Origin of the sequence: Paraherbaspirillum soli (assembly GCF_042654985.1) — a bacterium.
Taxonomy (GTDB): Bacteria; Pseudomonadota; Gammaproteobacteria; order Burkholderiales; family Burkholderiaceae_D; genus Paraherbaspirillum; species Paraherbaspirillum soli.
Map to the genome: position 1 here is coordinate 560,576 of NZ_JBHSMT010000013.1, position 24,564 is coordinate 585,139.

General features: G+C 57.6%; 27 protein-coding genes and 1 tRNA gene. 10 read left to right on the plus strand and 18 right to left on the minus strand.

The features are described from left to right. Positions 1-8 precede the first annotated feature (8 nt). The 12 genes from nuoF to ACFPM8_RS10210 form a co-directional block, all read right to left on the minus strand. Entirely contained in the window at positions 9-1,304 is a 1,296-nt protein-coding gene (nuoF, locus tag ACFPM8_RS10155) for an NADH-quinone oxidoreductase subunit NuoF (RefSeq protein WP_378997389.1), read from the minus strand. Continuing rightward, complete coding sequence (gene nuoE, locus ACFPM8_RS10160) at positions 1,301-1,792, minus strand: NADH-quinone oxidoreductase subunit NuoE (protein ID WP_378997390.1); 492 nt, start codon at positions 1,790-1,792, stop codon at positions 1,301-1,303. Before nuoE ends, nuoF begins: the two co-directional genes overlap by 4 nt. Before the next feature lie 104 nt (positions 1,793-1,896). Continuing rightward, entirely contained in the window at positions 1,897-3,150 is a 1,254-nt protein-coding gene (locus ACFPM8_RS10165) for an NADH-quinone oxidoreductase subunit D (RefSeq protein WP_378997391.1), read from the minus strand. Then, on the minus strand, positions 3,150-3,746 hold the full coding sequence (locus tag ACFPM8_RS10170) for an NADH-quinone oxidoreductase subunit C (protein WP_378997392.1): 597 nt from the start codon (positions 3,744-3,746) through the stop codon (positions 3,150-3,152). Before ACFPM8_RS10170 ends, ACFPM8_RS10165 begins: the two co-directional genes overlap by 1 nt. Positions 3,747-3,755: 9 nt before the next feature. Further along, complete coding sequence (locus ACFPM8_RS10175) at positions 3,756-4,232, minus strand: NuoB/complex I 20 kDa subunit family protein (protein ID WP_014005578.1); 477 nt, start codon at positions 4,230-4,232, stop codon at positions 3,756-3,758. A gap of 3 nt (positions 4,233-4,235) precedes the next feature. After that, positions 4,236-4,595, minus strand: coding sequence for an NADH-quinone oxidoreductase subunit A (locus tag ACFPM8_RS10180; RefSeq protein ID WP_378997393.1), 360 nt, complete (start codon positions 4,593-4,595; stop codon positions 4,236-4,238). A gap of 162 nt (positions 4,596-4,757) precedes the next feature. Then, a tRNA-Leu gene (locus ACFPM8_RS10185) sits at positions 4,758-4,842 on the minus strand. Between the two features lie 85 nt (positions 4,843-4,927). After that, a complete protein-coding gene (gene secG, locus ACFPM8_RS10190) occupies positions 4,928-5,350 on the minus strand; it encodes a preprotein translocase subunit SecG (RefSeq protein ID WP_378997394.1) in 423 nt (140 codons plus the stop codon). 156 nt (positions 5,351-5,506) lie between these two features. After that, a complete protein-coding gene (gene tpiA / locus ACFPM8_RS10195) occupies positions 5,507-6,253 on the minus strand; it encodes a triose-phosphate isomerase (RefSeq protein WP_378997395.1) in 747 nt (248 codons plus the stop codon). A gap of 125 nt (positions 6,254-6,378) precedes the next feature. Continuing rightward, on the minus strand, positions 6,379-7,155 hold the full coding sequence (gene yaaA / locus ACFPM8_RS10200) for a peroxide stress protein YaaA (RefSeq protein WP_378997396.1): 777 nt from the start codon (positions 7,153-7,155) through the stop codon (positions 6,379-6,381). Between the two features lie 95 nt (positions 7,156-7,250). Further along, positions 7,251-7,502 (minus strand): transcriptional regulator, encoded by a 252-nt coding sequence (locus tag ACFPM8_RS10205; RefSeq protein ID WP_378997397.1) that lies wholly within the window; start codon positions 7,500-7,502, stop codon positions 7,251-7,253. A 48-nt stretch (positions 7,503-7,550) separates the two neighbouring features. Next, positions 7,551-8,105, minus strand: coding sequence for a GNAT family N-acetyltransferase (locus tag ACFPM8_RS10210; protein WP_378997398.1), 555 nt, complete (start codon positions 8,103-8,105; stop codon positions 7,551-7,553). A gap of 72 nt (positions 8,106-8,177) precedes the next feature. Here ACFPM8_RS10210 and ACFPM8_RS10215 point away from each other — a divergent pair, with 72 nt between their 5' ends. The 3 genes from ACFPM8_RS10215 to ACFPM8_RS10225 all read left to right on the plus strand — a co-directional run bounded on the left by ACFPM8_RS10215 (position 8,178) and on the right by ACFPM8_RS10225 (position 10,666). After that, complete coding sequence (locus ACFPM8_RS10215; RefSeq protein WP_378997399.1) at positions 8,178-8,642, plus strand: putative toxin-antitoxin system toxin component, PIN family; 465 nt, start codon at positions 8,178-8,180, stop codon at positions 8,640-8,642. A 72-nt stretch (positions 8,643-8,714) separates the two neighbouring features. Continuing rightward, complete coding sequence (locus ACFPM8_RS10220) at positions 8,715-9,929, plus strand: pyridoxal phosphate-dependent aminotransferase (protein WP_378997400.1); 1,215 nt, start codon at positions 8,715-8,717, stop codon at positions 9,927-9,929. A 44-nt stretch (positions 9,930-9,973) separates the two neighbouring features. Continuing rightward, positions 9,974-10,666, plus strand: a complete 693-nt coding sequence (locus tag ACFPM8_RS10225) for a glutathione binding-like protein (protein ID WP_378997401.1) — start codon at positions 9,974-9,976, stop codon at positions 10,664-10,666. An 88-nt stretch (positions 10,667-10,754) separates the two neighbouring features. Here ACFPM8_RS10225 and greB read toward each other — a convergent pair whose 3' ends face one another. Continuing rightward, positions 10,755-11,309, minus strand: coding sequence for a transcription elongation factor GreB (gene greB / locus ACFPM8_RS10230; RefSeq protein ID WP_378997402.1), 555 nt, complete (start codon positions 11,307-11,309; stop codon positions 10,755-10,757). Between the two features lie 123 nt (positions 11,310-11,432). Here greB and ACFPM8_RS10235 point away from each other — a divergent pair, with 123 nt between their 5' ends. Beyond that, complete coding sequence (locus tag ACFPM8_RS10235) at positions 11,433-12,344, plus strand: methylglyoxal synthase (RefSeq protein ID WP_378997453.1); 912 nt, start codon at positions 11,433-11,435, stop codon at positions 12,342-12,344. Here ACFPM8_RS10235 and ACFPM8_RS10240 read toward each other — a convergent pair. Further along, positions 12,326-13,276, minus strand: coding sequence for a helix-turn-helix transcriptional regulator (locus ACFPM8_RS10240; protein ID WP_378997403.1), 951 nt, complete (start codon positions 13,274-13,276; stop codon positions 12,326-12,328). The two genes, ACFPM8_RS10235 and ACFPM8_RS10240, sit on opposite strands and share 19 nt — an antisense overlap. 110 nt (positions 13,277-13,386) lie before the next feature. Here ACFPM8_RS10240 and ACFPM8_RS10245 point away from each other — a divergent pair, with 110 nt between their 5' ends. The 3 genes from ACFPM8_RS10245 (at position 13,387) to ACFPM8_RS10255 (ending at position 16,556) form a co-directional block, all read left to right on the plus strand. Further along, entirely contained in the window at positions 13,387-14,022 is a 636-nt protein-coding gene (locus ACFPM8_RS10245; RefSeq protein WP_378997405.1) for a LysE family translocator, read from the plus strand. Positions 14,023-14,166: 144 nt separating this feature from the next. Further along, on the plus strand, positions 14,167-15,384 hold the full coding sequence (locus tag ACFPM8_RS10250) for a tetratricopeptide repeat protein (RefSeq protein WP_378997407.1): 1,218 nt from the start codon (positions 14,167-14,169) through the stop codon (positions 15,382-15,384). A 14-nt stretch (positions 15,385-15,398) separates the two neighbouring features. Beyond that, on the plus strand, positions 15,399-16,556 hold the full coding sequence (locus tag ACFPM8_RS10255; protein WP_378997408.1) for a polysaccharide deacetylase family protein: 1,158 nt from the start codon (positions 15,399-15,401) through the stop codon (positions 16,554-16,556). A 96-nt stretch (positions 16,557-16,652) separates the two neighbouring features. Here the strand turns inward: ACFPM8_RS10255 and ACFPM8_RS10260 are convergent, their stop codons facing one another. From ACFPM8_RS10260 to ACFPM8_RS10270, 3 genes are all read right to left on the minus strand, one after another. Further along, on the minus strand, positions 16,653-17,558 hold the full coding sequence (locus ACFPM8_RS10260) for a 23S rRNA (adenine(2030)-N(6))-methyltransferase RlmJ (protein ID WP_378997409.1): 906 nt from the start codon (positions 17,556-17,558) through the stop codon (positions 16,653-16,655). Positions 17,559-17,787: 229 nt separating this feature from the next. Further along, positions 17,788-19,545 (minus strand): ClcB-like voltage-gated chloride channel protein, encoded by a 1,758-nt coding sequence (locus ACFPM8_RS10265; protein ID WP_378997410.1) that lies wholly within the window; start codon positions 19,543-19,545, stop codon positions 17,788-17,790. A 242-nt stretch (positions 19,546-19,787) separates the two neighbouring features. Beyond that, complete coding sequence (locus ACFPM8_RS10270; RefSeq protein WP_378997412.1) at positions 19,788-20,072, minus strand: SymE family type I addiction module toxin; 285 nt, start codon at positions 20,070-20,072, stop codon at positions 19,788-19,790. A 477-nt stretch (positions 20,073-20,549) separates the two neighbouring features. Between ACFPM8_RS10270 and modA the strand changes: the two genes are divergently transcribed. The 3 genes from modA to ACFPM8_RS10285 are packed head-to-tail and all read left to right on the plus strand — an operon-like array spanning position 20,550 to position 22,717. Next, positions 20,550-21,305: a molybdate ABC transporter substrate-binding protein gene (modA, locus tag ACFPM8_RS10275; RefSeq protein WP_378997413.1), complete on the plus strand. Its 756-nt coding sequence runs from the start codon at positions 20,550-20,552 to the stop codon at positions 21,303-21,305. A 13-nt stretch (positions 21,306-21,318) separates the two neighbouring features. Continuing rightward, a complete protein-coding gene (modB, locus tag ACFPM8_RS10280; protein ID WP_378997414.1) occupies positions 21,319-22,011 on the plus strand; it encodes a molybdate ABC transporter permease subunit in 693 nt (230 codons plus the stop codon). A gap of 10 nt (positions 22,012-22,021) precedes the next feature. Next, positions 22,022-22,717 carry an ABC transporter ATP-binding protein gene (locus ACFPM8_RS10285; protein WP_378997415.1) on the plus strand — a complete coding sequence of 232 codons (696 nt, stop codon included), beginning with the start codon at positions 22,022-22,024 and terminating at the stop codon, positions 22,715-22,717. Between the two features lie 123 nt (positions 22,718-22,840). On the opposite strand, the gene aceA is transcribed toward ACFPM8_RS10285, so the two are convergent. After that, complete coding sequence (gene aceA, locus ACFPM8_RS10290) at positions 22,841-24,136, minus strand: isocitrate lyase (RefSeq protein ID WP_378997416.1); 1,296 nt, start codon at positions 24,134-24,136, stop codon at positions 22,841-22,843. Positions 24,137-24,564: the final 428 nt, after the last annotated feature.

Sequence of the window (24,564 nt, forward strand, 5' to 3'; positions counted from 1 at the left end):
GCGTTGGCTTAAATATAAGCGGGCACCAAGCAATGCTTATGCTCGATGTGATATTCAAATTCTTCGCGAAAATTCTTCAGGAAGCCGCGCACCGGCATCGCTGCCGCATCGCCGAGCGCACAAATGGTGCGGCCCATGATGTTGCCGGCAACCGTGTCCAGCAGGTCCATGTCTTCAGGCCGGCCGTGCCCGGTTTCAATCCGGTGCACCAGACGATACAGCCAGCCGGTGCCTTCCCGGCACGGCGTGCATTGACCGCAGGACTCTTCAAAATAAAAGTACGACAGGCGCAACAGCGATTTGACCATGCAACGCGTGTCGTCCATCACGATCACCGCGCCGGAACCGAGCATCGAGCCGGCCTTGGCAATCGAGTCGTAATCCAGGTCGGTATCCATCATGACGTCGCCCTTGATCACCGGCGCGGAAGAACCGCCAGGGATCACGGCCTTGATCTTTTTGCCGCCGCGCATGCCGCCGGCCAGTTCCATCAGCTTGGCAAATGGCGTACCCAATGGCACTTCATAATTGCCCGGTTTTTCAACGTCGCCGGAGATCGAGAAAATCTTGGTGCCGCCGTTATTCGGCTTGCCCAGCGCGGCATAGGCTTCGCCGCCCATGTTCAGCAGGAACGGCACTGCCGCGAATGTCTCGGTATTGTTGATCGTGGTTGGCTTGCCATACAGACCAAAGCTGGCAGGAAACGGCGGCTTGAAGCGCGGCTGGCCCTTCTTGCCTTCCAGCGACTCCAGCAGCGCGGTTTCTTCGCCGCAGATGTAGGCGCCATAACCGTGGAACGCGTGCAACTGGAAGTTGAATGCGCTGCCGAAAATCTTGTCGCCCAGTGCACCGGCAGCACGCGCTTCTTCCAGCGCTTCTTCAAAGCGCTCGTAGCCGGACCAGATTTCGCCGTGAATGTAGTTGTAGCCGACCGAAATACCCATCGCATAAGCGCCGATGGCCATCCCTTCAATCAGCGCGTGCGGATTGTAGCGGATGATGTCGCGATCCTTGAATGTGCCAGGCTCGCCTTCGTCGGTATTGCAGACCAGGTATTTTTGACCGGGGAACTGACGCGGCATGAAGCTCCACTTCAGGCCGGTCGGGAAGCCCGCGCCGCCGCGGCCGCGCAGCGAGCCGGCTTTCAGTTCGGCGATGATTTGTTCCGGCGTAATGCCTTCGGTCAGGATGCGTTTCAGCGCAGAGTAACCGCCGCGCTTGACGTAATCTTCGTAATGCCAGTTGTTGCCGTCCAGGTTAGCCAGGATCAGCGGGTTGATATGACGATCGTGCAGGCAGGTCATTTCTTCAGTTCCTCCAGCAAGCCGTCAATCTTTTCGTTCGACATCCAGCTACACATGCGTTTGTTATCGACCAGCAGCACCGGCGCGTCGCCGCAAGCTCCCATGCACTCGCCCTCGACCAGCGTGAACTGGCCATCGGCGGTAGTTTCACGGAAACCGATGCCGAGCTTGTGCTTCAGATGTTCAGCCGCGCGCTCGCCGCCAGACAATTGGCATGGCAAATTGGTGCAGATGCTGATCTTGTGCTTGCCGACCGGCTTGGTGTTGTACATGTTGTAAAAGGTCGCGACTTCCTGCACCGCGATCGCCGGCATGCCGAGATAATCCGCGACATCCTGCATGGTTTCCGGCGCCAGCCAGCCTTTTTCATCCTGCGCGATCGCCAATGCGGCCATCACTGCCGACTGCTTCTGGTCGGCAGGAAATTTCGCCACTTCGCGATCAATCTTTTTGTATGTATCTTGACTTAACAACATGTTGTCGGCCATTCGTGCGCGGTGCTCTGCGCTAGTTATTGGTAAATTTACCATCTGCATTGCCGCGTCAATTCGCGGCAAATTCATACTCGTTTTACTTTTTCAAGCTGCTCGGATTAACGATCAATTTCACCGAACACGATATCTTGCGTACCGATGATGGTGACGGCATCGGCAATCATGTGGCCCTTGGCCATTTCGTTCAAACCTTGCAGATGCGGAAAGCCAGGTGCCCGGATTTTCAGACGGTACGGCTTGTTGGCCCCATCCGAAATCAGGTACACGCCAAACTCGCCCTTCGGATGCTCCACCGCTGCGTAGGCTTCGCCCGGCGGCACGTGGAAACCTTCGGTGAAGAGTTTGAAGTGATGGATCAGCTCTTCCATGTTCGACTTCATGTCGACTCGCGACGACGGCGCCACTTTATGGTTATCCGTCATGACCGGACCGCCATTGTTGCGCAGCCACTCCACGCACTGCTTGATGATGCGATTCGACTGGCGCATTTCTTCCACGCGAACCAGATAGCGGTCGTAGCAATCGCCGTTCTTACCAACCGGGATATCGAAATCCAGCAAGTCATACACTTCGTACGGCTGCTTTTTACGCAAATCCCACTCGACGCCGGAACCGCGCAGCATCGGACCGGTGAAGCCCATGGCCTTGGCGCGCTCTGGCGAGACCACGCCGATGCCGACCAGACGCTGTTTCCAGATCCGGTTATCGGTCAGCAGGGTTTCGTATTCGTCGACGTATTTAGGGAAGCGAACGGTGAAGTCTTCGATGAAGTCCAGCAACGAGCCCTGGCGGTTTTCGTTCAATGCGTTGATTGCCTTGGCATTGCGCACCAGCGAAGCCTTATGCTGCGGCATGGTATCCGGCAGATCGCGATAAACGCCGCCCGGACGATAGTAAGCCGCATGCATACGGGCGCCGGACACAGCCTCGTAGCAGTCCATCAAATCTTCGCGCTCGCGGAATGCGTACAGCAACACCGCCATCGCGCCGACGTCCAGTGCATGCGCGCCAATCCACATCAGGTGGTTCAGCAGACGGGTGATCTCATCGAACATCACGCGGATGTATTGCGCCCGCAACGGCACTTCGAGGCCCAACAGGCGTTCGATCGCCATCACATAGCCGTGCTCATTGCACATCATCGACACGTAGTCGAGACGATCCATGTACGGCACGGATTGCAAATAGGTTTTTTGTTCGGCCAGTTTTTCGGTTGCACGATGCAACAGGCCGATATGCGGGTCGGCACGCTGGATCACTTCACCATCCAATTCCAGCACCAGGCGCAAAACACCATGCGCAGCCGGATGTTGCGGACCGAAGTTCAGCGTGTAATTTTTAATCTCTGCCATTATTTGATCCCGTAATGTTCTTCACGAATCACGCGCGGCGTAATTTCACGCGGTTCAATCGTCACGGGTTGATAAATCACGCGTTTTTGTTCCGGGTCATAGCGCATCTCGACATAGCCCGACACCGGGAAGTCCTTGCGGAACGGATGACCGATAAAACCATAGTCGGTCAAAATACGACGCAAGTCGTTATGCCCTTCGAACAGGATGCCGAAGAAATCGAATGCTTCGCGCTCATACCAATTGGCAGAGGCCCAGATGTCCGTCACCGAAGCCAGTAACGGCATATCGTCATCCGGGGCAAACACGCGGACCCGCAGGCGCCAGTTATGCTCGATCGACAGCAAATGGGAAACCGCGGCAAAGCGCGCGCCTTCCCATACACCGTCGCCATACGTCGAATAATCGACGCCGCACAGATCTATCAATTCTTCAAAGCGGGTATCGGCGTGATCGCGCAGCACGCGCATGGCCGACAAATAGTTAGCTGCCTTGACTACGATTGCGACCTCACCGAGGGCAACAGTCAGACTTTGAAGATCATCGCCCAATGCATTGCGCACGGCGGCTTCAAGGATTTCCAGTTTCGTCGTCATTCTGTTCTCTTAACGCGCAATCGTATTGGTACGGCGGATCTTGTTTTGCAACTGTATGATCCCGTACAGCAGCGCCTCAGCGGTCGGCGGACAACCCGGCACGTAGATATCGACCGGCACAATGCGATCGCAGCCGCGCACTACCGAATACGAATAATGATAGTAACCGCCGCCATTAGCGCAAGAGCCCATGGAAATCACCCAGCGCGGCTCAGGCATTTGGTCGTAAACCTTGCGCAGGGCCGGCGCCATCTTGTTGCACAGAGTGCCGGCGACGATCATCACGTCGGACTGACGTGGCGACGGCCGGAAAATCACGCCGAAACGGTCCATGTCGTAACGCGACGCTCCGGCGTGCATCATCTCAACCGCGCAGCAAGCCAGACCAAACGTCATCGGCCATAGCGACCCGGTACGGGTCCAGTTGATCAGCTTGTCGGCCGTGGTGGTAACAAAACCTTCGTTCAATACACCTTCAATAGACATGACTTACTCCCAATCCAGGGCGCCTTTCTTCCAGATGTACCAGAAGCCAACCACGAATTCGGCGATAAACACCATCATCGTGATAAAGCCCTGCCAACCGAGGTCGCGCATCGCAACCCCCCACGGGAAGAAAAAAGCGGTTTCCAGATCGAACAAAATGAACAAAATGGCGACAAGGTAATAGCGCACATCAAACTTCATGCGCGCATCTTCGAATGCTTCAAAGCCGCATTCGTAAGGGGAAGTCTTTTGGGAATCAGGCCGGTGCGGCCCAAGGATTCGACCGAGCAATTGCGGTGCAATACCAACCGCGATACCGATCAGAATAAACAACAGGACGGGAAAATAGTTTTCGAGGTTCACGATTATGCGCTAGTAGTTTGAGCGATTAGCAGAATGATTCACAGAACAAAAACACATCAAAGCCGATGCATCCAATCCCGAAAACCATACAACAAGCTCCTCGACAAAAAGCCAGCGCGGGGGCAACCTTTGCTGGCCTTGATATTGTTTGATGCAACTGCTTGGTGCCGACGGCGAGACTCGAACTCGCACAGCTTTCGCCACTACCCCCTCAAGATAGCGTGTCTACCAATTTCACCACGTCGGCATAAGGGCTTATTTTAACCTGATTTGGTACATTTATTCAATGCACTATTAGATTAAAAGTCAGCAATTTCACTCGGAAAAGGGTTTTATTTAGGGATTTGATTCGATTGCGCGGCACCAGTCGCTGCCGACGCCGAATTAGCCGATGCAGCAGGAGTTGCAGCCGATGGTGCAGCCGGAGTTGCAGGCGCCGATTGCGTTGCCGGGATCGCCGCTGCGGGAGTCGATGCCGGCGGCAGATTCTCCATCACGCCACCGCTCGAAACCGTACGATGATTTCCCAGATAAACCAGGGTCAAAGTCGCGATAAAGAAAATCGCAGCCGCCAGACCGGTCGACTTCGACAAGAAATTTGAAGAGCCGGTGGCGCCGAACAAACTGCCGGAAGCGCCGGAGCCGAAAGCAGCACCCATATCAGCGCCCTTGCCATGCTGCAGCAACACGAGACCGATGATCGCCAGCGCCGCCAGAACCTGAACGATCATGATGATGTTAAATACTGTGTTCATTTAATTATTTCCAATGAGGGTTAATTCTTTAAATTCTTATTTGCCACGCCTTGACTAGCAAGCTTCAGTCACTTCAATACCCACAACAATTACTTAATACTCTTCCGGCTGCGCCGACTTGATTCCAAACCTGCAAATCGACACCTGGAACAGCACTCACGCCGCAGCAATAATCGCCAGAAAATCGGCCGCCTTTAAAGCTGCACCACCAATCAAGCCGCCATCGATATCCGGCATTGCCAGCAATTCGCCAGCGTTGTCCGGCTTCATGCTGCCACCATACAAAATCTTTACCACGTTCGCAGCACCGGCATTTTTAGCGGACAGCTTGGCGCGCAATGCAGCGTGCACGTCTTGCGCCATCTGCGGCGTCGCCGTCTTGCCGGTGCCGATAGCCCAAACCGGCTCATACGCCACGACAATCTTTGCCAGCTCGGCGCCATCCAGCAATTGCAATACTGCGTCGAGCTGCTGGCCGACAACCTCATCGGTCCGACCAGCTTCGCGCTCGGCCAGGGTTTCGCCAACACACACGATAGGCGTCAATCCAGTCTGCAACGCGCGCAGCGCTTTCTGCGCCACCAATTCGTTGCTCTCAGCGTGATATGCACGTCGCTCAGAGTGACCGACAATGACGTACTGACAAGAGAAATCCTGCAACATCGATGCCGCAACTTCACCTGTATAAGCACCGGCAGCATGCGCCGACAGATCCTGCCCGCCCCAGCCAATTGGCGTCCCGGCAAGTTCGGACTGACATTGCGCCAGGTAAGGCGCAGGCGCGCAGAGCGCCACATCGCAATCGACTTGCTTCAGACCGGCCTTGATTTCAGCCAGTAATGCAGCATTGAAAGCCAGGCCGCCATTCATTTTCCAGTTCCCGGCTACAAGTTTGCGACGCATATCTAAACAAGCCCACATTTTTAATAACCCGGCATTCTAACGCGCCGTGGCGGAGGCGGTCAAACCGAAGCAACAAATGACGCCGAAGTCCGGCTGGCAACGGATGCCAGCCAAGTTGCCCCTCCCTACTCCGCCAGCCGTCGCCTGAACATCCAGCGCCCGGCATTCGATGCTTCGGCATCGTATTGATAACCATCCACATCAAAGTTCTTGAGCCGCTCCGGATCGGCTATCTTGTGCTGCGCTGCATAACGCGCCATCAATCCGCGAGCGCGCTTGGCGTAGAACGAGATTATTTTGTACTTGCCATTTTTCCAGTCTTCAAACACGGGAGTGACGATGGCGGCATCCAGCACTGACGGCCGGACCACCTTGAAGTATTCCTCCGAGGCCAGATTGACCAGCGTCTGCGACTTTTGCTGCTGCAGCTGCCGCTTCAACGCCAGGGTCACCGCATCGCCCCAAAACGCATACAGATTTTTTCCGCGCGGATTGACCAGGCTGGTGCCCATTTCAAGCCGATACGGCTGCATCCGGTCCAACGGTCGCAACACGCCATACAAACCCGACAGGATACGAACATGCGTTTGCGCATAAGTCAGCTGCGCGCTGCTGAGCGAGGCCGCATCCAGGCCTTCGTAGACATCGCCATTGAAAGCCATGATTGCCTGCTTCGAATTGGCGCTGGTGAATTTTGTTGACCAAGAGGAAAAACGCGTGGCGTTCAACTGCGCCAGCGGATCGGATATCTTCATCAAGCTGCCGATCTGTGCCGGCGACAATTCTTTCAATACATCAATCAGCTCGGCCGAATGCTCAATAAAATCCGGCGTGGTATGTATTTCGGTCGTGCTTGGGGTGGTGTAATCGAGGGATTTTGCAGGCGATAAAACAATCAGCATGTGAACATCCAAATAGGCATCCGAAGGAGAAGTTCGCCATCATACCGAAAGCCACCGGCACTCGCCTGAGCTTACCCCTCCCCTTTCAACCGCTTTCAGCCGAACACGCCTGCCGCCACATCCCTCTCGAATTCAGCAACCCATATCGAGCCATCGCCGATCGGATATTGTTGTTTGCGGCCGGAGGATTTCCGCGTCACCGTAACAAACCCGGTCAGCGCAAATACCTCGTCCGTCTTGGGGTCCGTCGTATCAAGCTCCCTCAGCTCGAAATCGTCGGCAGCAAGCTTGTGCCTGACCAGCACAGCATTGAAGTCATTCAATTCATCCGGTTCGATCAATTTCATGTTCGCCTCCAGGTGTGATGCCGCGAAGGACCAACCTTAGCACAGCGCTTATTCCGGCGTCATACCAGCAATATGATGAAAAGACTCGCGGAAATCACACGCAAACAAACTGGTCGGCCGTCCATCGCTCCTAAACAACGGCAGCATTTGCTCGAATTTCAGACCGATCTTCTCGATAAGTTTGATTGAACTGTGATTGTCAGGCGACGCGATCGCGACTATCCGGTCGAAGCCGAAAGTATTTCTGCCGTACGCCATCACCGCAGATGCCGCCTCATACGCATATCCCTTGCCCCAGAACCTTGGAAGAAAGGCGAAGCCGATATCGACATCGTCCAGGCTGTCCCTTTTGACTAAGCCGCAGATGCCAATCGGGACGCCGCCTTCTTTCAACTCGGTCAAATAAAAACTGAAGCCCATACGCTCATGCATCGCCACCGGTCCACTCAAGATGGCCTCGCGTGCCGCGTCCAGGGTTTTCACCCCTTTATCGCCGATGAACCGCAACCACGAAGGATCGTTCACCAGCTCAAGATAAAATTCCGCATCGTCGCAAGTCAGCCTGCGCAGGATCAGGCGGTCGGTCTCAAGAATGATCGTCAAAGTAATTCGCTCCTCGAAAAAGGGCACAAGGTAAAATGCTTCACGAATTTTGCACGAATTACGGAATCCCGCATGAACCAAGGTTTAAATCAGCAGCGCATCGTCCTCGATACCAATGTATGTCTCGATTTATTTGTATTTCGCGACCCGCGCTGGGCGGCATTGATGGCAGCCCTGCAAGCCGGCGAGATAGAGGCCGTGACCCGTGCCGACTGCCGCAACGAATGGCAGAGAGTGCTGCATTACCAGCACCTGCCAATCAGCGATGAAACGCGGACCGGCATCAATGCCGAATTCGACTCTTTGATCCATTGCCTGGCAGCCGATGCCTTGTCGCCGCGCACCGATATTCGTTTGCCGCTGTGCAGCGATACGGACGACCAGAAATTCCTGGAGCTGGCGTTGGGCGCGCGAGCTGCGACCCTGGTCACCAAGGACAAGGCGCTGCTGAAACTGGCGCGCAAGACTGCCAAGGCCGGGCTGTTTTCGATTGTCACGCCGCAGGCATGGCGCCTTCCATCTCTTGCCGACTCTTGATTTCTGGCCGCTGTACAGTCGTCGACAAAACGCTAAAATGCCAAATTCACACTTTAGCCAGAATCGATTCAGATGACCACGCAGCGACATTCCTTTGTGCCGACGACCAGCCCCGAGGCATCCCGGACCATCAACCCGACCCAACTCCGCTCCAAACTTCCGAAGGTCGGCACCACCATTTTTAGCGTCATGTCGGCGCTCGCCAGCGAAAAGAATGCGGTCAACCTGGGCCAGGGATTTCCCGATTTCGACTGCGATCCGACACTGGTCGAGCTGGTCGCCGGCGCCATGAAAAGCGGCTTCAATCAATATCCGCCCATGCCCGGCGTGCCCGCTTTGCGGCAAGCCATCGCCGGCAAAATCGAACACCTGTATGGGCATCGCTACGATCCGGCCACCGAAATCACCGTCACCGCCGGCGCCACGCAGGGCTTGCTGACAGCCATCATGTGCACGGTGCACCCGGGCGACGAAGTGATTGTGATCGAACCGGCCTATGACAGTTATGTGCCGGCGATCGAACTGGCCGGCGGCACGCCGGTGCTGGTGCAAATGGAATTGGACGCCAATGGCTACAGCGTACCGTGGCACAAGATAGCGGCAGCGGTCAACGCACGCACCCGCATGATCCTGGTCAATACCCCGCACAATCCGACCGGCACAGTGCTGACCGCGACCGACATCCAGGCACTGGCCGACATCGTGCGCGGCACCGACATCCTGATCCTGGCGGACGAAGTCTACGAACACATGATCTACGACGGCGCGCGCCATGAGTCGATTTGTCGCCACCCCGAACTCGCGGCGCGTGCCTTTATCGTCTCCAGTTTCGGCAAGACCTATCACGTCACCGGCTGGAAAATCGGCTACGTCGCAGCACCGGCAGCGCTGTCGGCAGAATTCCGCAAAGTGCATCAATACAGTGTTTTCACCGTCAATACCGCGGTGCAGCACGGGATCGCCAATTACATGCAAAATCCCGCACCCTATCTGGAACTACCCGCGTTTTACCAACGCAAGCGCGACCTGTTTCGCGCCGGCCTGGAAAACTCGCGCTTCAAGTTATTGCCGGCCGACGGCACTTATTTTATTTGCGTCGATTACTCGGCAATCTCTTCCTTGAGCGAAGCCGACTTTGCGATCTGGCTGACCAGCGAGATCGGGGTCGCCGCGATTCCCGTGTCGGCGTTCTATCAATCGCCGCGTGAATCCGGCATCGTGCGATTTTGCTTCGCCAAGCAAGACCAGACCTTGCAGCAGGCGCTACAACGGCTGGCAACAATTTAATCCCGCACACAGACAGCGTCACCAAACAGAGAAAGGAAAAAATCATGATCGACGTCTATAGCTGGGCGACACCGAATGGCCACAAAGTTCACATCATGCTGGAAGAATGCGGCTTGCCGTACCGCGTGCACGGGGTCGACATCGGCGCCGGCGACCAGTTCAAGCCCGATTTCCTGTCGATTTCGCCGAACAACAAAATCCCTGCCATCGTCGATGCCGACGGCCCGGATGGACAGCCTATTTCGCTGTATGAGTCGGGCGCGATCCTGGTTTACCTGGCGAGCAAGGCCGGCAAGCTCCTCGGCGACACCGACCGCGAGAAGTTCAACACGCTGCAATGGCTGATGTTCCAGATGGGCGGCGTGGGCCCGATGCTGGGACAAGCCCACCATTTCCGCATCTACGCGCCGGAACAAATCGAGTACGCGGTCAACCGCTATACCAATGAAGCCAAGCGACTGTACGGCGTGATCGACAAACAGCTGTCGCAACACCCGTATCTGGCAGGCAATCAGTACACGATTGCCGATATCGCCACCTTTCCATGGATACGCTCATGGAAAAACCAGGGCGTCGAGCTAAGCGACTTTCCCTATTTGAAAAACTGGTTTGACACTATCAGCGAACGTCCGGCAGTCAAGCGCGGAGTCGAAGTGCTGGCCTCTGCGCGCAGGCCGCTGACGGGTGACAAGGAGAGGGAGATCCTGTTTGGCAGCCAGCAGTATCAAAGACGTTGATCTGTGGCAGGCAAATGAAAAGATGGGGGACATCCCCCCATCCCAAGTGATTTATGAACACTCCATAAGAATTGCGCTGACAACACGCTTACGATTCCGGATAACTGACGCTCAATACTTCCAGCTCATCCAACCCGGCAGGCGTCATCAGCGTCACCATCTCCCCTTCATGCGCCTTGGTCAAGGCCCGTGCAACCGGCGAAATCCAGCTGATTTTTCCATGCAGCGGATCAAGCTCGTCAATCCCCACAATCGTCACCGTGTGTTCTTCGCCTGCATGATTCTGGTAAGTGACAGTGGCACCGAAAAATATCTGGTCGCGGCCATGATGCACGCTCGGATCGACCACCTCGGCCAAATCCAGGCGCTTGGTCAAAAAGCGGATGCGGCGGTCGATTTCACGCAGCCGTCGCTTGCCATAGATGTAATCCCCATTTTCCGAGCGATCGCCGTTCGATGCCGCCCATGAAACGATGCGCACCACCTCCGGCCTATCGGTGTCGATCAGTTGCAACAACTCATCTTTCATGCGTTGATAGCCGGCCGGCGTCATGTAGTTCTTGGTGCCGGCAGGGATAGGCGGCAATCCGAACTCCAGATCGTCGTCATCGCCTTCAGGTTCTTTGACAAATGCTTTATTCATAGACGGCATTGTAGATCCATTTTTATCGTTATTGCAGATCCGCCCAGCGCTGGAAACAGCATGGCGGTATGGTAAAGTCAGTGCCGCGCAATGTTGCCCATGTCGACTTTTCCCTGCTTTCATATGCCCGCCAACTCCCCCCATTTCCGCATCGGCCTGGCCACCAGCCGCAGTCATCAGGGCGCGCCTGATTCGGCGCTCGCTCAGTTGCTCAACGGCAGCCGCAATGTCATCGAACAACACTTGAAACCTCAGCTGATCGTGGTCGGACGCACTCTGGATGCAATGGAACAACTTGGCTTGCTCAAGAATTATCCGCACATCGAACGCTTTCCCTATGGCCGTCAGGGCGGCTTGATGAAACTGGTCTCGCGCGTGGTCGACGCCGATCCGGCGCGCACGCTGGACGCGGTCATTTACCTGATGGATCCGGTCGATCCGTCATCGACCTTTCCGGAGGCGGTGGCGCTGAAGCGGCAATGCGTGATTCATGGCAAACCCTTTTTGTCGACCCTGGCCGGCGCCCGCGAATGGCTGGAACTGGAGGCATGCGCGCTGGGCGCCGCACCCAATCCGCAACTCGATCCGACGTTCGATCTGGCCAATGAAGGCATCGCGCTGATTGCCCACGATGCAATGAAAGATCGCATGCTGGATATCGCGGAGCGCCATTTCCAGCTGCTGGATCAATTTGCATTCCGCTGCGCCACCGGCACCACCGGCAGCCTGTTGAACAAACTGGCGCAAAAGATCAAAGGCGAAGAAGCCGGACGCAACTGGGTCAAACCGTTCTTGAGCGGCCCGCTGGGCGGCGATGCCCAAATTGCCGAATTGATCCTGGACCGCCAGCAATGCCGCCGCGTATTGTTCCTGGAAGACCCGCACGTCGCACGCCAGCACGAAGCGGATATTCAGTTGCTGGAACGCGCCGCCAGAACCGTGACCGACTACGCGCTATGTATCAGCGATGCCGAATGCGGCGAGCGCTGGTTGACCCTGTTGCAGCAGCGCGCCGTTCAAGTGTCGGCCAGTTGAAGCAGCCGCTTGGCGCAAGCCTTCAACGCGTCGCGCAATTCGGCCGGGCGTCGTATCTCGAACGCGAAAGGTAGCCGCGCCAGCTGGCGCGCAAACCAGTCCAGATCATCGGATTGGTTGCGGATCAGCACCCCCTCCGCGGTTTGCTCGAATACCCCGATAGCTTCGAACAGGTGGCTGCGCGCACTGTCGAGATCGGCTTTCAGCAACACTTCAACCGTGAACGCACGCGGCAAAGTCGCCACCGACAAGCTCAAATAAGCGAGCGCGTCGAAATCGGCCGGACGCATAAAGCTTACTTCCAGCAGATCGACCTGCCGGATCCGGTCCAGCCGGAACGAGCGCAGGCCATGGCGCAAGTGGCACATCCCCACCACATACCAGCAGCCGTCGCGATAAGCCAAACCATAGGGATCGAACTCGCGCTCGCTATCGTTTTGCTGCGCGCTGCGATAGTACAGGCGCACCCGTTGCCGGGCTTGGGCGGCTGCACTCAAGGCCAGCAGCGCAGCGTTGTTACCGGGGGCGGTGGCGCGCGACAGGTCCAGTTTCACCGTCTGGTCGATGGCGCTGACGCGGCGCTTCAAGTTGGCCGGCATGATGCGCTCCAGCTTGGACTGGGCGCTGGCCACCGCCGGCGCCGCCTCGGCCAGACCCAGACCGCGCGCCGCCAGCAGTCCGATAGCCAATGCCAACGCCTCGTCATCGGTAAACATCATCGGCGGCAGCTTGAAGCCGGCCATCAGCGCGTAGCCGCCATGACGGCCGCGTTCGGTCGTGATCGGTATACCCATTTCTTCCAACATGACGATATAACGGCGCAAGGTGCGGCCATCGATTTGCAGACGCGCCGCCAGCTCCGTACCGCTGATGCGGTCATGGGTTTGCAGCAGTTCCAGCACTGCCAGCACGCGTGTGGTCGGGTGGTACATGGCTCAAAGGTATTCGATAAATAGGGCGAATTATGTCCTAAATCTGCCTTAAGCTCATTTCCCATGCGCAACACGCTACCTAAGCAAATGAAAACAAGGAAATCGCGACCATGAACCAATCCGTCAATCTGTGGCTGTACTTTCTGGTGGTATTCGGGGTCATCGTGCTGCCCGGGCTGGACATGGCTTTCGTCCTCGCCAGCGCACTGGTCGGGGGACGCCGCTCCGGCTTCGCCGCGGTGGCCGGGATCATCGCCGGCGGCGTGTGCCACGTCACCATGGGCGCTTTGGGCATCGCCGTGGTGCTGAAACTATGGCCGGCCTTATTCAACCTGGTGCTGCTGGCCGGCGCCTTTTATATCGCCTGGATCGGCTGGTCGCTGTGGCGCAGCGAGATGGCGTTCCGGTTCTCGCGGCACACGGACGCGCGGGCGCCGGCGACCACTTTTGGCCAGGCGATGCTGACCAGCCTGCTCAACCCCAAGGCTTACGTCTTCATGCTGGCGATATTTCCGCAATTCCTGAAAGTCGGGCAAGGCCCGATCTGGAGCCAGGCGGCGGTGCTGGGTGTCATCACTGCGCTCACCCAGGCCGGGGTGTACGGCGCAATCGCGCTACTGTCCATCCGCGCCAGCGGCTGGTTTGAAACCAACCCCGCTGCCACCACCACTGCCGCACGCGCGGTGGGCATGCTGTTGATTGCCGCCGCGGTATTTACCGGGGTCCAGGGCTGGCAGGCGCTGTAAGACGATCTTTTTACAACAGCGGTGAAATCACGGAACACATTACCTTTCGCAAATAGTTTCGCCACGGTACGATAGCGGCCTTTGTTGATATCGAGCAATGCAAATCGTTGCGACAATCCAGTCGCAGCAAAAAGGAGAACCGTGATGCGTACCCGTATTAAAAATCAAATTCTTAAGTTGACCGCATTGTCCTTGATGGCGGCCGCCATCAGTGCCGCCGTAGTCAATACCGCCAATGCCGCCAGTGACATTAATGTGCAAATTCTGAGCGCCACCATCAAAGATAGAAAAATTGACGGCGCGACAGTTACCCTGCAAAAAAATGGCGAACAATCCGCCACTGCAACCACCAATGCGCAAGGTCAGGTCAGCCTGAACACTGCCTTTGCCGACGATCCTTCAGTGCTGCTGATCGTCAAGAAAAGCGGCTATTCCAACCTGGTCGTGAAGTGCCCATGCTCCGGCACCACCTATGCGATCAGCCCGGTGATGAACAATCTGGATGGCATGCGTGTGGTGTTGAACTGGGGCGCCGAGCCGCGCGATCTGGATTCCCACATCGTCTATCCCGCCAATCACGTTTATTTCATGAACATGAAGGGCACCGATGCCCTGCTCGATGTCGACAACACCACCGGTTTCGGTCCTGAAACCATCACCATTAACCGCAAGCACGACGGCGAGCGCTACGTTTACGCCGTCCATAATTTCTCCGACGGCAGCAACCCGAATTCAGACCGCTTGTCGAAAAGCGGCGCCAAGGTATTTGTATATGTCGGTCAAACGCTGATCAAAACCTACTATGTGCCGACCAATAAGGTGGGTAATTTGTGGACGGTATTCGCCGTTACCGAAGCCGGTGAATTCCAGGACTTCAACACGATCAAGGGCGTCACCAGCCACGACCGTCTGCAAACTTCCGAGTTCCAGGGCGTGATCAACCACAGCGAAGTGCAGACCGTCAGCTACAGCGCCAGCAATCAGGATGACGCCAAGAGTTTGAACAAACAGGGCGAGGACGCCTATCACGCCGGCAATTACGACGAATCGATCCGCTTGTATCAAGCCGCGATTGAACTCAACGGCAACTACGGCCAGGCGTATAGCAATCTGGGATTGGTCTTTCAAAAAGCCGGCCGGGTAGCGGAAGCCATGTGGGCCAACCGTAAAGCGATCGCCTTGGCCAATGGCCCGACGGCTGCCACGGTGCGCGCCAGCTCGCATTACAACAACGCCAAAATATACGAAGCGGCCGAGCAATGGAACGACGCTTTGCGCGAGTATAAATACGCCAACGGCGAGAAAAACAATCCCGTCTACGACAAAGCGATTCAGCGCATGCAACAAAAGGGAGCGAAATAATGCAGCGCGGGACCATGCGAAAAACGCTAGTCGCGATGCTGCCATTGGCAGTATCCGCCGCCTTGTGCCTGACTTCATTGCCGGCGCTTGCCGATGCTGCTGGTCCCGCTGTTGTTGCCAAGGCGGATCAGCGCCTTTGGCCGGAGCCGGTCAACACGCAAAACGGTTTCGATAAAGCATCAAGAGCATCGCTGCTCTCGTATGTCCTGGTGCTGCAGGGGATGCAGAAGCTCTCCGATGCCGACATGCTGACCTCGTTCAAGATCAAAAGTCTTAACCGTGTGTCGGTTGAAAAATGGCTTAAAAAAGAATTCGAGTTTTCCCTGTTGAACTATCAACGCGCCTCGAAAACCTGCGTCAGCACGGATTGGACTTGCGTAGGCAACCCGGGCAATACCTCGGATTTGCTTAAAAAAGCCGCGGACTGGAACCAGAATATCCCGCAGGATTTGCTGCCCTGGCGCGACAACCTGAGCCGCTTCTCGCACGCCTATATCGCCGAGCAATTGCGGCTGGCCGCCCTGTTCCCCAAGGTGAGCAGCGAAATCGATCGCTTCAACGACCGCGAATGGAACGGCGACGCATTCGAAGACCGGCAGTTCTTGCTGACCTTTGACGATGGCCCGACCGCAGGCAATGGCACCACGGACGACACCTTGCGCATGCTGGAAACCAACAAGAGAAGCGCGATCTTTTTTGTGCTTGGCGAGAATTTTCAAAACCGGTCAAGCAAGTCCAGCGCCGCGGCGATGGCCGGCCTCTACCAAAACCAATGCGTCGCCTCGCACGGCTGGGAGCATCAATCCCACGCAAAATGGGAGCAATGGCAAGACTCCATCAAACGCACCCACGCTCTGTTGAACACCACTTTTGCCAAGGACACCGTCTATCCCTACTTCCGTCCGCCCTATGGTCAGCGCAAAGCGGATAGCGGGACATTCTTCCAGGAGCAGGGACTGCAAGTGGCCTTATGGAATCTTGATTCGCAAGACTGGAACAGCCACGTCACGCCCGACGACATCATCAATCGCATGATCACGCTGATGCTGATCAAGCGTCACGGCATCATGCTGTTCCACGACATACACCCGAAAGCCAAAAGCGCATTGCCTGTGATGTTCGATGCGCTCGGCAAAGCGGTCGATTGGCGCGATTGTCATAAAGCACCTTAAGCGCGCATCCCAGCGCGATTTTTGCTGCGCCGTAAACTGAAAAAGCGACCGTTCACGGTCGCTTTTCTTTTTCTGCGGCGCAGGATGACTGCCCTGTTACACCCGCCGGGTGCCGGTATTGACCGCGGCGGTTTGCCCCGACTCCAGCGTAAAGCCGGCGCCGCTATCGGTGCCGAGTGTCTTCACCAGATACGGCATCAACTCTTTCAGCAGCGGCTCCAGGGTCCACGGCGGATTGATCACAAACATGCCGCTGCTATGCAGACCGAAACCGTCCGGCGACGGCGTCTTGACGGTCAGCGTCACATTCAGCCAGCCGTTGGCCTTCATGCGCTTCAGCTTGTCCGGCAACTGGCGCGATTCCATCCGGTTCAGCACCGGATACCAGACGGCGTAGGTGCCGGTGGAGAAGCGGATCAGCGCATCTTCCAGGGTTTTTTTGACGTGCTGATAATCCTCCTTGACCTCGTAAGGCGGGTCGATCAGCACCAGGCCGCGCCGCGACGGCGGCGGCAACAGCGCCTTCAGGCCGACAAAGCCGTCGCCCTGCTGGATCATCACGCGCTTGCCGCGGCTGTTGCTGCGTTCGCGCTGGGCTTCGAGCCGGCGGAAATTGTCGGTCAGGATCTTGCCGTCGCTCGGATGCAGTTCAAACAAGCGCAAACGGTCTTGCTCACGCATCGTCGCATCGGCGCAATACGGCGAACCGGGGTAGTAGCGCAGCTTGCCGTCAGGGTTCAGCTCGCGCACCACCTGCACATAGTCGGCAATCGCCGGCGGCAAATCCTTGCGATCCCAAAGCCGGCTGATGCCGCTTTCGTACTCGGCGTTTTTCGCCGCATAGCCGCCGTCGAGCGCATACACGCCGGCCCCGGCGTGGGTGTCGATCACCATGTAGGAGGTGTCCTTCTGGCCGAGGTAACGCAGCAATTGGATGGTCACAAGGTGCTTCAGCACGTCGGCATGATTGCCTGCGTGGAAGGCGTGGCGGTAACTCAACATAAGAAACTCTATCGTGGTGAAGGGTGATTCCACACTCTACATCAACAGCTCGGTTAGCAGCGATAGCTACGAGCGCGTGCGTGGCGGATGCAGAATGGATAAGGTCCGTTGCGAACAGGCGGCTGAGGGGGCAGATCCCGCTTCGCAATGGAAGAAGACCCGCATTTTAACAATTCCAGGCAACGGATGGCGCATATCGATGAAAACCGCTGCCAGATCGGCAATAACTTCACCTCTGAACGCCTGCCTCATGCGAACGATCCAGGCGGAAATACGCATCCAGCAGCGAAGTCTTGTAGACCGCCCCCAGCAACTCCGGATCGGCGAGGCTGCGCACCACCGGCAGGCGTTCGCCCTGATGTTCGAGGAACGACTGCAAGGCCTCGCCCAGCGACATCCCCGGCGTCACCACCTGCAGGAAATCCTTGCGCAAAAAATCCGCTGCCAGCCGGTTTTCGGTGTCGGTCTTGTCCAGCAGGCAGGAGGTAATGTCCTGCAGCGCCACCACCCCGCAATAACGATTGTGCTGGTCGACGATGTAAATGTATTTGACCGGGTATTTCAGGAACAGGCGGCTGATCTCGGCGAACGGCGCACTGATATTCAGTACCGTTTCGGCCGGCCGGATCAGCTCGCTCATGTGGATGCCGCGCAGCCGGATCCGCTCCTGCGCATCGCGATTGCGCTTGATGGTGATCTCGTACATCGAGGCGCCATCCAGGCTGCGGGCGACAAAATACGCCACCACGCAAGACAGCATCAGCGGCAACACCACCTGATAACTCAGCGTCATCTCGAAAATCATCAAAATCGCCATCAGCGGCGCGCTGGTCGCCGCCGCCAGAAACGCCCCCATGCCCACCATCGCATAGGCAAACGGGGCCGAGATCGCACCCGGCCAGATCCCCTGCAGCACCTGTCCGAACAGGCAGCCGATGGCGGCGCCGACAAACAGCGTCGGCGTAAAAATGCCGCCGACTGCACCGGAGCCGGTGGTCAGCGCGGTTGCCGTCACCTTCAGCGCCAGCACCAGCAACACGCTCCACCACAGCCAGGGCGTGTGCAGCAGCGAATTCACGACGCTGTAGCCGTTGCCCCACACCTCCGGCACCCACACCGAGATCACCCCCAGCAACAAACCGCCCAGCCCCAGCCGCAACGGCAGCGGCAGTCCGGTTTTTTTGAACTGCCGTTTGGAAAACGCCAGCAAGTGCAGGAACTGCGGCGCGGCGATCCCGGCCAGGATGCCCAGCAGCACAAACCACAACACCTCGGGCCCGGCAATCGGCGGGAACGGCGGCATTTCGTAGGTCGGCCGATAGCCCGGCAACTCGCGCATGGCGATATTGGCGACCACCGAGGCCACCACCACCGGCCCGAAACTTTCCATCACAATCGCGCCCAGCACGATTTCGGTCACAAAAAAAGCACCGGCAATCGGCGCGTTATACGCCGAAGTAATCCCCGCCGCCGCACCGCAGGCGACCAGCAGCCGCAGACGGGACGGGCTGAAATGGGTAAAGCGGCCGACCAGCGAGGCCGCCAGCGCCGCCAACTGCACCATCGAACCTTCGCGCCCGATCGAGCCGCCGGAGGCAATCGTCGCCAGCGACGACAAGCTGCGCAGCAGGCTGTGCCGCACCGGGATATGGCCGTCGCCGATCGCCACCGCCTCCATGTAATCCGAAGCGGCGGCGGCAGGCATGCGCTTCGACCACAGCAGAATCGCTCCCGCCAGCACGCCGCCTGCGGTCGGCAACAGCACCCGCATCTGCCATGGCAAGCCTTTGGCCATCGCCACAAAGCTGCCGCTATGGCCGCTCAACAGCAACTGCAGTCCGGCAATGCATTCACGGAACAACAGGGTCGCCAACGCCCCCAGCAGGCCGACCACCGCCGCCCATAGCAACATCGAATGACTTTCGGAAAAGCGCAGCAGGCGCTGCAGGCGAATCCGGTAGCGGAGAAGAGTGGTTCGTATGCGCATGGAGGGATAATTTTCGAGAATGACGAATTGTAGGGCGGAAAAGCGTAGCGCATTCCGCCGTTTTGGATGCGTCAAACACTTGTGGCACATCCGACGGCGGATAACGCTACGCTCATCCGCCCTACTTGCACGATTCGGCGTCGACAGAACGTAGGGCGGAAAAGCGCAGCGCCTTCCGCCGCTCTGGATGCGTCAACCATATGCGGCACATCCATCGGCGGATAACGCTGCGCTCATCCGCCCTACTCTCTGGTAATGAACAAGCAGCCTCGCCTCACCTGCACCCGGATCGGGGTCTGGGGCGTGAAGCCTGCTGCCAACAACCATCTGCCGCGCAGCCGAATCCAAGGAGTTCTGAGCTTACCTTCCGGACACACGCCGACGGTCAAATGCCGGTCCGGCAGGTTGTTGCCGGTGGATGTGGAGATGGAACTGTCTTGCGTGGATGAAGTGCATTTGCCTGTTTGGTCTGGCTTGTTTGCGTAGCTCATGCGGTCTCCTTTTGCGGTAGATTTTCCGCCCTTCATCGGCTGACGAAGGAGGCGGGCACAAAGCAGGGGTAAGAGACCGGGAGAGTTACCAGTGAACCGGCAGGGCCGAAGCCCTCCCTACCAAGGCCCGCCATAGAAGGCGCACATTGATAGGGGCAGGCGAAAAAAAACCGCCCGGGAGCGGCTGCCTGCCCGGTAACTCTAAATACTGGCTCTTACACCAGGTCGCTCTTTCTCACGACGTAAGGACGATAGCGTAGATTTTATTGAAGTTCAAACACTATTTTCGCCGTCTCTGCGCTGTTCAATTCTTTAATGACCACGCATCAGGAGCGTAGGTTGGGCTGGAAAGCCCAACGTTTCGTTAATCACGACCAAACGTTGGGCTTCGCCTACGGCTCAACCGCATCCTACGCGCCCCGCATGCCTGGCAACCAGCGCCGGGAGTCCAATTGACTATCGTTATATCCTGCCCTATATTCCGTTGTCCAAATTCGGCTCAGGAGCACCGCAATGTTGATCGGTTTTAAACGTCTCATCCTGGCTAGCGCCATCCTGTGCGGCCTGCCATCGGCGCACGCTGCCGACCTGGTGGTGTCCGCCGCGTCCAGCCTGACCAACGCCTTCAAGGACCTGGGGCAAGCTTTCGAAGCGCAAAATCCCGATACCAAGGTGATCCTGAACTTTGCCGCGTCGGACGTATTGCTGCAGCAAATCCTCAAGGGCGCGCCGGCGGATGTGTTTGCCTCGGCCGACCAGGAAGCGATGAACAAGGCGGAAGCCGAAAAAGCCGTGCAGCCGGCCAGCCGCAAAAATTTCGCCAACAACCAGCTGGTCCTGATCGTGCCCGCCGATAGCAAGCTGAAGCTGCACCAACTGAGCGACCTGACGCAGCCGGCGGTCAAACGCATCGCCTACGGCAATCCGGCGTCGGTGCCGGTCGGGCGCTACACCAAGGCCGCACTGGAGCACGAAAAATTGTGGGACGCGGTCGCGGCCAAAGGCATCCCGGCGCAGAACGTGCGCCAGAGCCTGGACTACGTGGCGCGCGGCGAAGTCGATGCCGGCTTCGTCTTTTCGACCGATGCCGCAGTGATGCCGGACAAGGTCAGCGTGGTGTTACAGGTGCCGTCGCCAACCCCGGTCACCTACCCGATTGCCGTGACCAGCCATACCCGGCAAAACGACGCCGCCGCAAAATTCGTCAACTACGTGCTATCGCCGGCAGGACAGGCGACATTGGCGCGCTACGGTTTCCTGAAGCCTTGATCACGCAAAATTAATGATCTCCATCGGCAACCTCGGCAGCGTCTGGGTCCCGCTCGCGCTATCGCTGAAAGTCGCCGGCTGGGCCACCCTGCTCAATTTGCTGCTCGGCGTCAGCGTCGCCTACGGCCTGACGCGCTGGCGCTCGCCGGCGCGCGACCTGCTGGATGCGATCCTGACCCTGCCGCTGGTGCTGCCGCCGACCGTGCTCGGCTACTACCTGCTGGTGCTGCTGGGCCAGCACGGTGTGTTCGGCGCGTGGCTGGCGAAGTGGGATATCCAGTTGATATTTACCTGGCAGGGAGCGGTCATCGCCTCCACCATCGTCGCCTTCCCGCTGGTGCTGAAATCGGCCCGCGCCGCTTTTGACAACGTCAATCCGCAGCTGGAAAGCGCGGCCCGCGTGCTGGGCGTGTCGGAGTTCGGCGTGTTTTTCCGCGTGACATTGCCGCTGGCCTCGAAAGGGATTGCCGCCGGCGTTCTGCTGGCATTCGCCCGCGCGCTCGGCGAGTTCGGCGCCACGCTGATGGTCGCCGGCAATCTGCCGGGGCGCACCCAGACCCTGTCGGTTGCGATTTACGAGGCGGTGCAAGCCGGCGACGACCACACCGCCACCCTGCTGGTGCTGATCACTTCAGTGACCTGCATCATCGTCTTGCTGGCCGCCGGCCGCCTGGTGCCGAAAAGCCAGCGCACCCGACATCCATGAAGGCCGCCTGATGAGCATCGAAATCCGGATCCGCACGCATTTACAGGCTGAGGAGCGCAGCTTCGATCTCGATATCGCCTTGCGCACCGATTGTAACCGGGTGGTCCTGTACGGCCCGTCCGGCGCCGGCAAGAGCCTGACCTTGCAAGCCATTGCCGGTTTGCTGACCCCGGACCAAGGCCTGATCCGGCTCAAGCAGCGCTCGCTGTTCGACCGCGATGCCGGCATCTGCCTGCCGCCGCAGCAGCGCAGGGTCGCCTATCTATTCCAGGATTACGCGCTGTTCCCGCACCTGACCGTGGCGCACAACGTCGCTTTCGGCTTGCGCTCCGGCAGCTTCAACCTGCGTCGCCCGCTGGCGCATCCGGCGGTACAAAAATGGCTGACCGCATTCGAGCTGAGCGCCACCGCCAACAGCTATCCGCACCAGCTTTCCGGCGGCCAGCGCCAGCGCGTCGCGCTGGCCCGGGCGCTGGTGCTGGAGCCCGATATCTTGCTGCTGGACGAACCGTTTTCCGCGCTCGATCACAGCTTGCGCGAACGCATGCGGCACGAGCTGAGCGAGCTGCAACAGCAATTGGACGTACCGATGATGGTCATCACGCACGACCCGGCCGATGTCGAATTACTGGGCGATGCAATATTCGAGATCCGGGATGGACGCATTGCGTCCAGCACGATTTCACCTTTACAGAATCCGCTTTAAGCGCGCCTCTAAAATTTAAAAAGCCGCATCCTTGTGGGATGCGGCCTTCTAACAATACGACTGAAGAGATAACAACAATCGTCTGCCGGTCGCCCGGCATTCGGGTAACTTTACATCGCGGAATTAAGCAACTTTCGGTTCGAAGAACTGTTCATCTTCGGTCGAACCGTGCAAAGCGGTGGTCGACGACTGGCCTTGCTGGATCGCCTGGGTCACCGCATCGAAATAACCGGTGCCGACTTCGCGCTGGTGCTTGACGGCGGTAAAGCCCTTGTCCGCCGCGGCGAATTCCGCTTCCTGCAATTCGACGAAAGCCGACATCTGGTTGCGTGCATAGCCGTGCGCCAGATTGAACATCGAGTAGTTCAATGCGTGGAAACCCGCCAGCGTGATGAACTGGAACTTGTAACCCATGGCGCCCAGTTCCTTCTGGAATTTGGCGATGGTGGCATCGTCCAGGTTCTTCTTCCAGTTGAACGACGGCGAGCAGTTGTACGCCAGCATTTTTCCCGGGAACTTGGCGTGCACCGCTTCCGCGAATTTCTTGGCGAAAGCCAGGTCCGGCTTGCCGGTTTCACACCACACCAGATCCGCATACGGCGAGTAAGCCAGCGCGCGCGAGATCGCCTGGTCGATGCCGGGACGGGTTTTAAAGAAGCCTTCGACGGTGCGTTCGCCGGTCAGGAACGGCTTGTCGTTGTCGTCCACGTCCGAAGTCAGCAAATCGGCGGCTTCCGCGTCGGTACGCGCAATCACCAGGGTCGAGGTGCCGGAAACGTCGGCCGCCAGACGCGCAGCGTTCAATTTTTCGACCGCTTCGCGGCTCGGCACCAGCACCTTGCCGCCCATGTGGCCGCACTTCTTGACGGAGGCCAGTTGATCTTCGAAGTGCACCCCGGCAGCGCCGGCGTCGATCATCGACTTCATCAATTCGTAGGCGTTCAGCACGCCGCCGAAACCGGCTTCCGCATCGGCTACGATCGGTGCGAAAAAGTCGATATCGTTTTTGCCTTCCGACCATTGAATCTGGTCGGCGCGCTGGAATGTGTTGTTGATGCGCTTGACCACCATCGGCACCGAGTTGGCTGGGTACAGCGATTGGTCAGGATACATTTCACCGGCCAGGTTGGCGTCGCCGGCGACTTGCCAGCCGGACAGGTAAATCGCCTTCAAACCCGCTTTGACTTGCTGCATCGCCTGATTGCCGGTCAAGGCGCCGAGCGCGTTGACGAATGGCTCGTTATTCACCAGGTTCCACAATTTTTCAGCGCCGCGCTTGGCCAGGGTGTGCTCGATCTGTACCGAGCCACGCAGACGCACCACGTCTTCCGCCGAATAATTGCGGGTAACGCCCTTCCAGCGCGGATTCTCAGCCCAGTCCTTGGCCAATGCTGCTACTTGCTGTTCACGTGTTGTCATCGTCGTTCTCCTGTAAAAGTCATCAAGCAAAATCAAAATCAATGACTAAATAGTAGGCGCATCTGTGCGTGGCAGCAATGTCTTATATAAGACATATAAGTATTTTTATTTCCTTATAAATCAACGTGTTAACAATCAATTTTCGCGATGCGGAATAAAATTTCTACAAATGAAAAATCCAAATGGTGCTCTGCACACGCCAATTTCATATTGCGAAATAATAATTCCGCATTATGGGATTTGTGCCGCTTGGCCTTGTTTTCTGCCATCTCTTCTAAAGGGCACCTCGAAAAACCGTAGCGAGCGGCCCAAGGTCGGGGCGACGAAGTTGCAACACCTGCAGCCGTACGGAGCGGGTGAGCATCACAGGCCCGAGATTGGCGGGCTTGCCAAACCCTGCAGTAGGTTTTTCGAGGTGCCCTGAATAC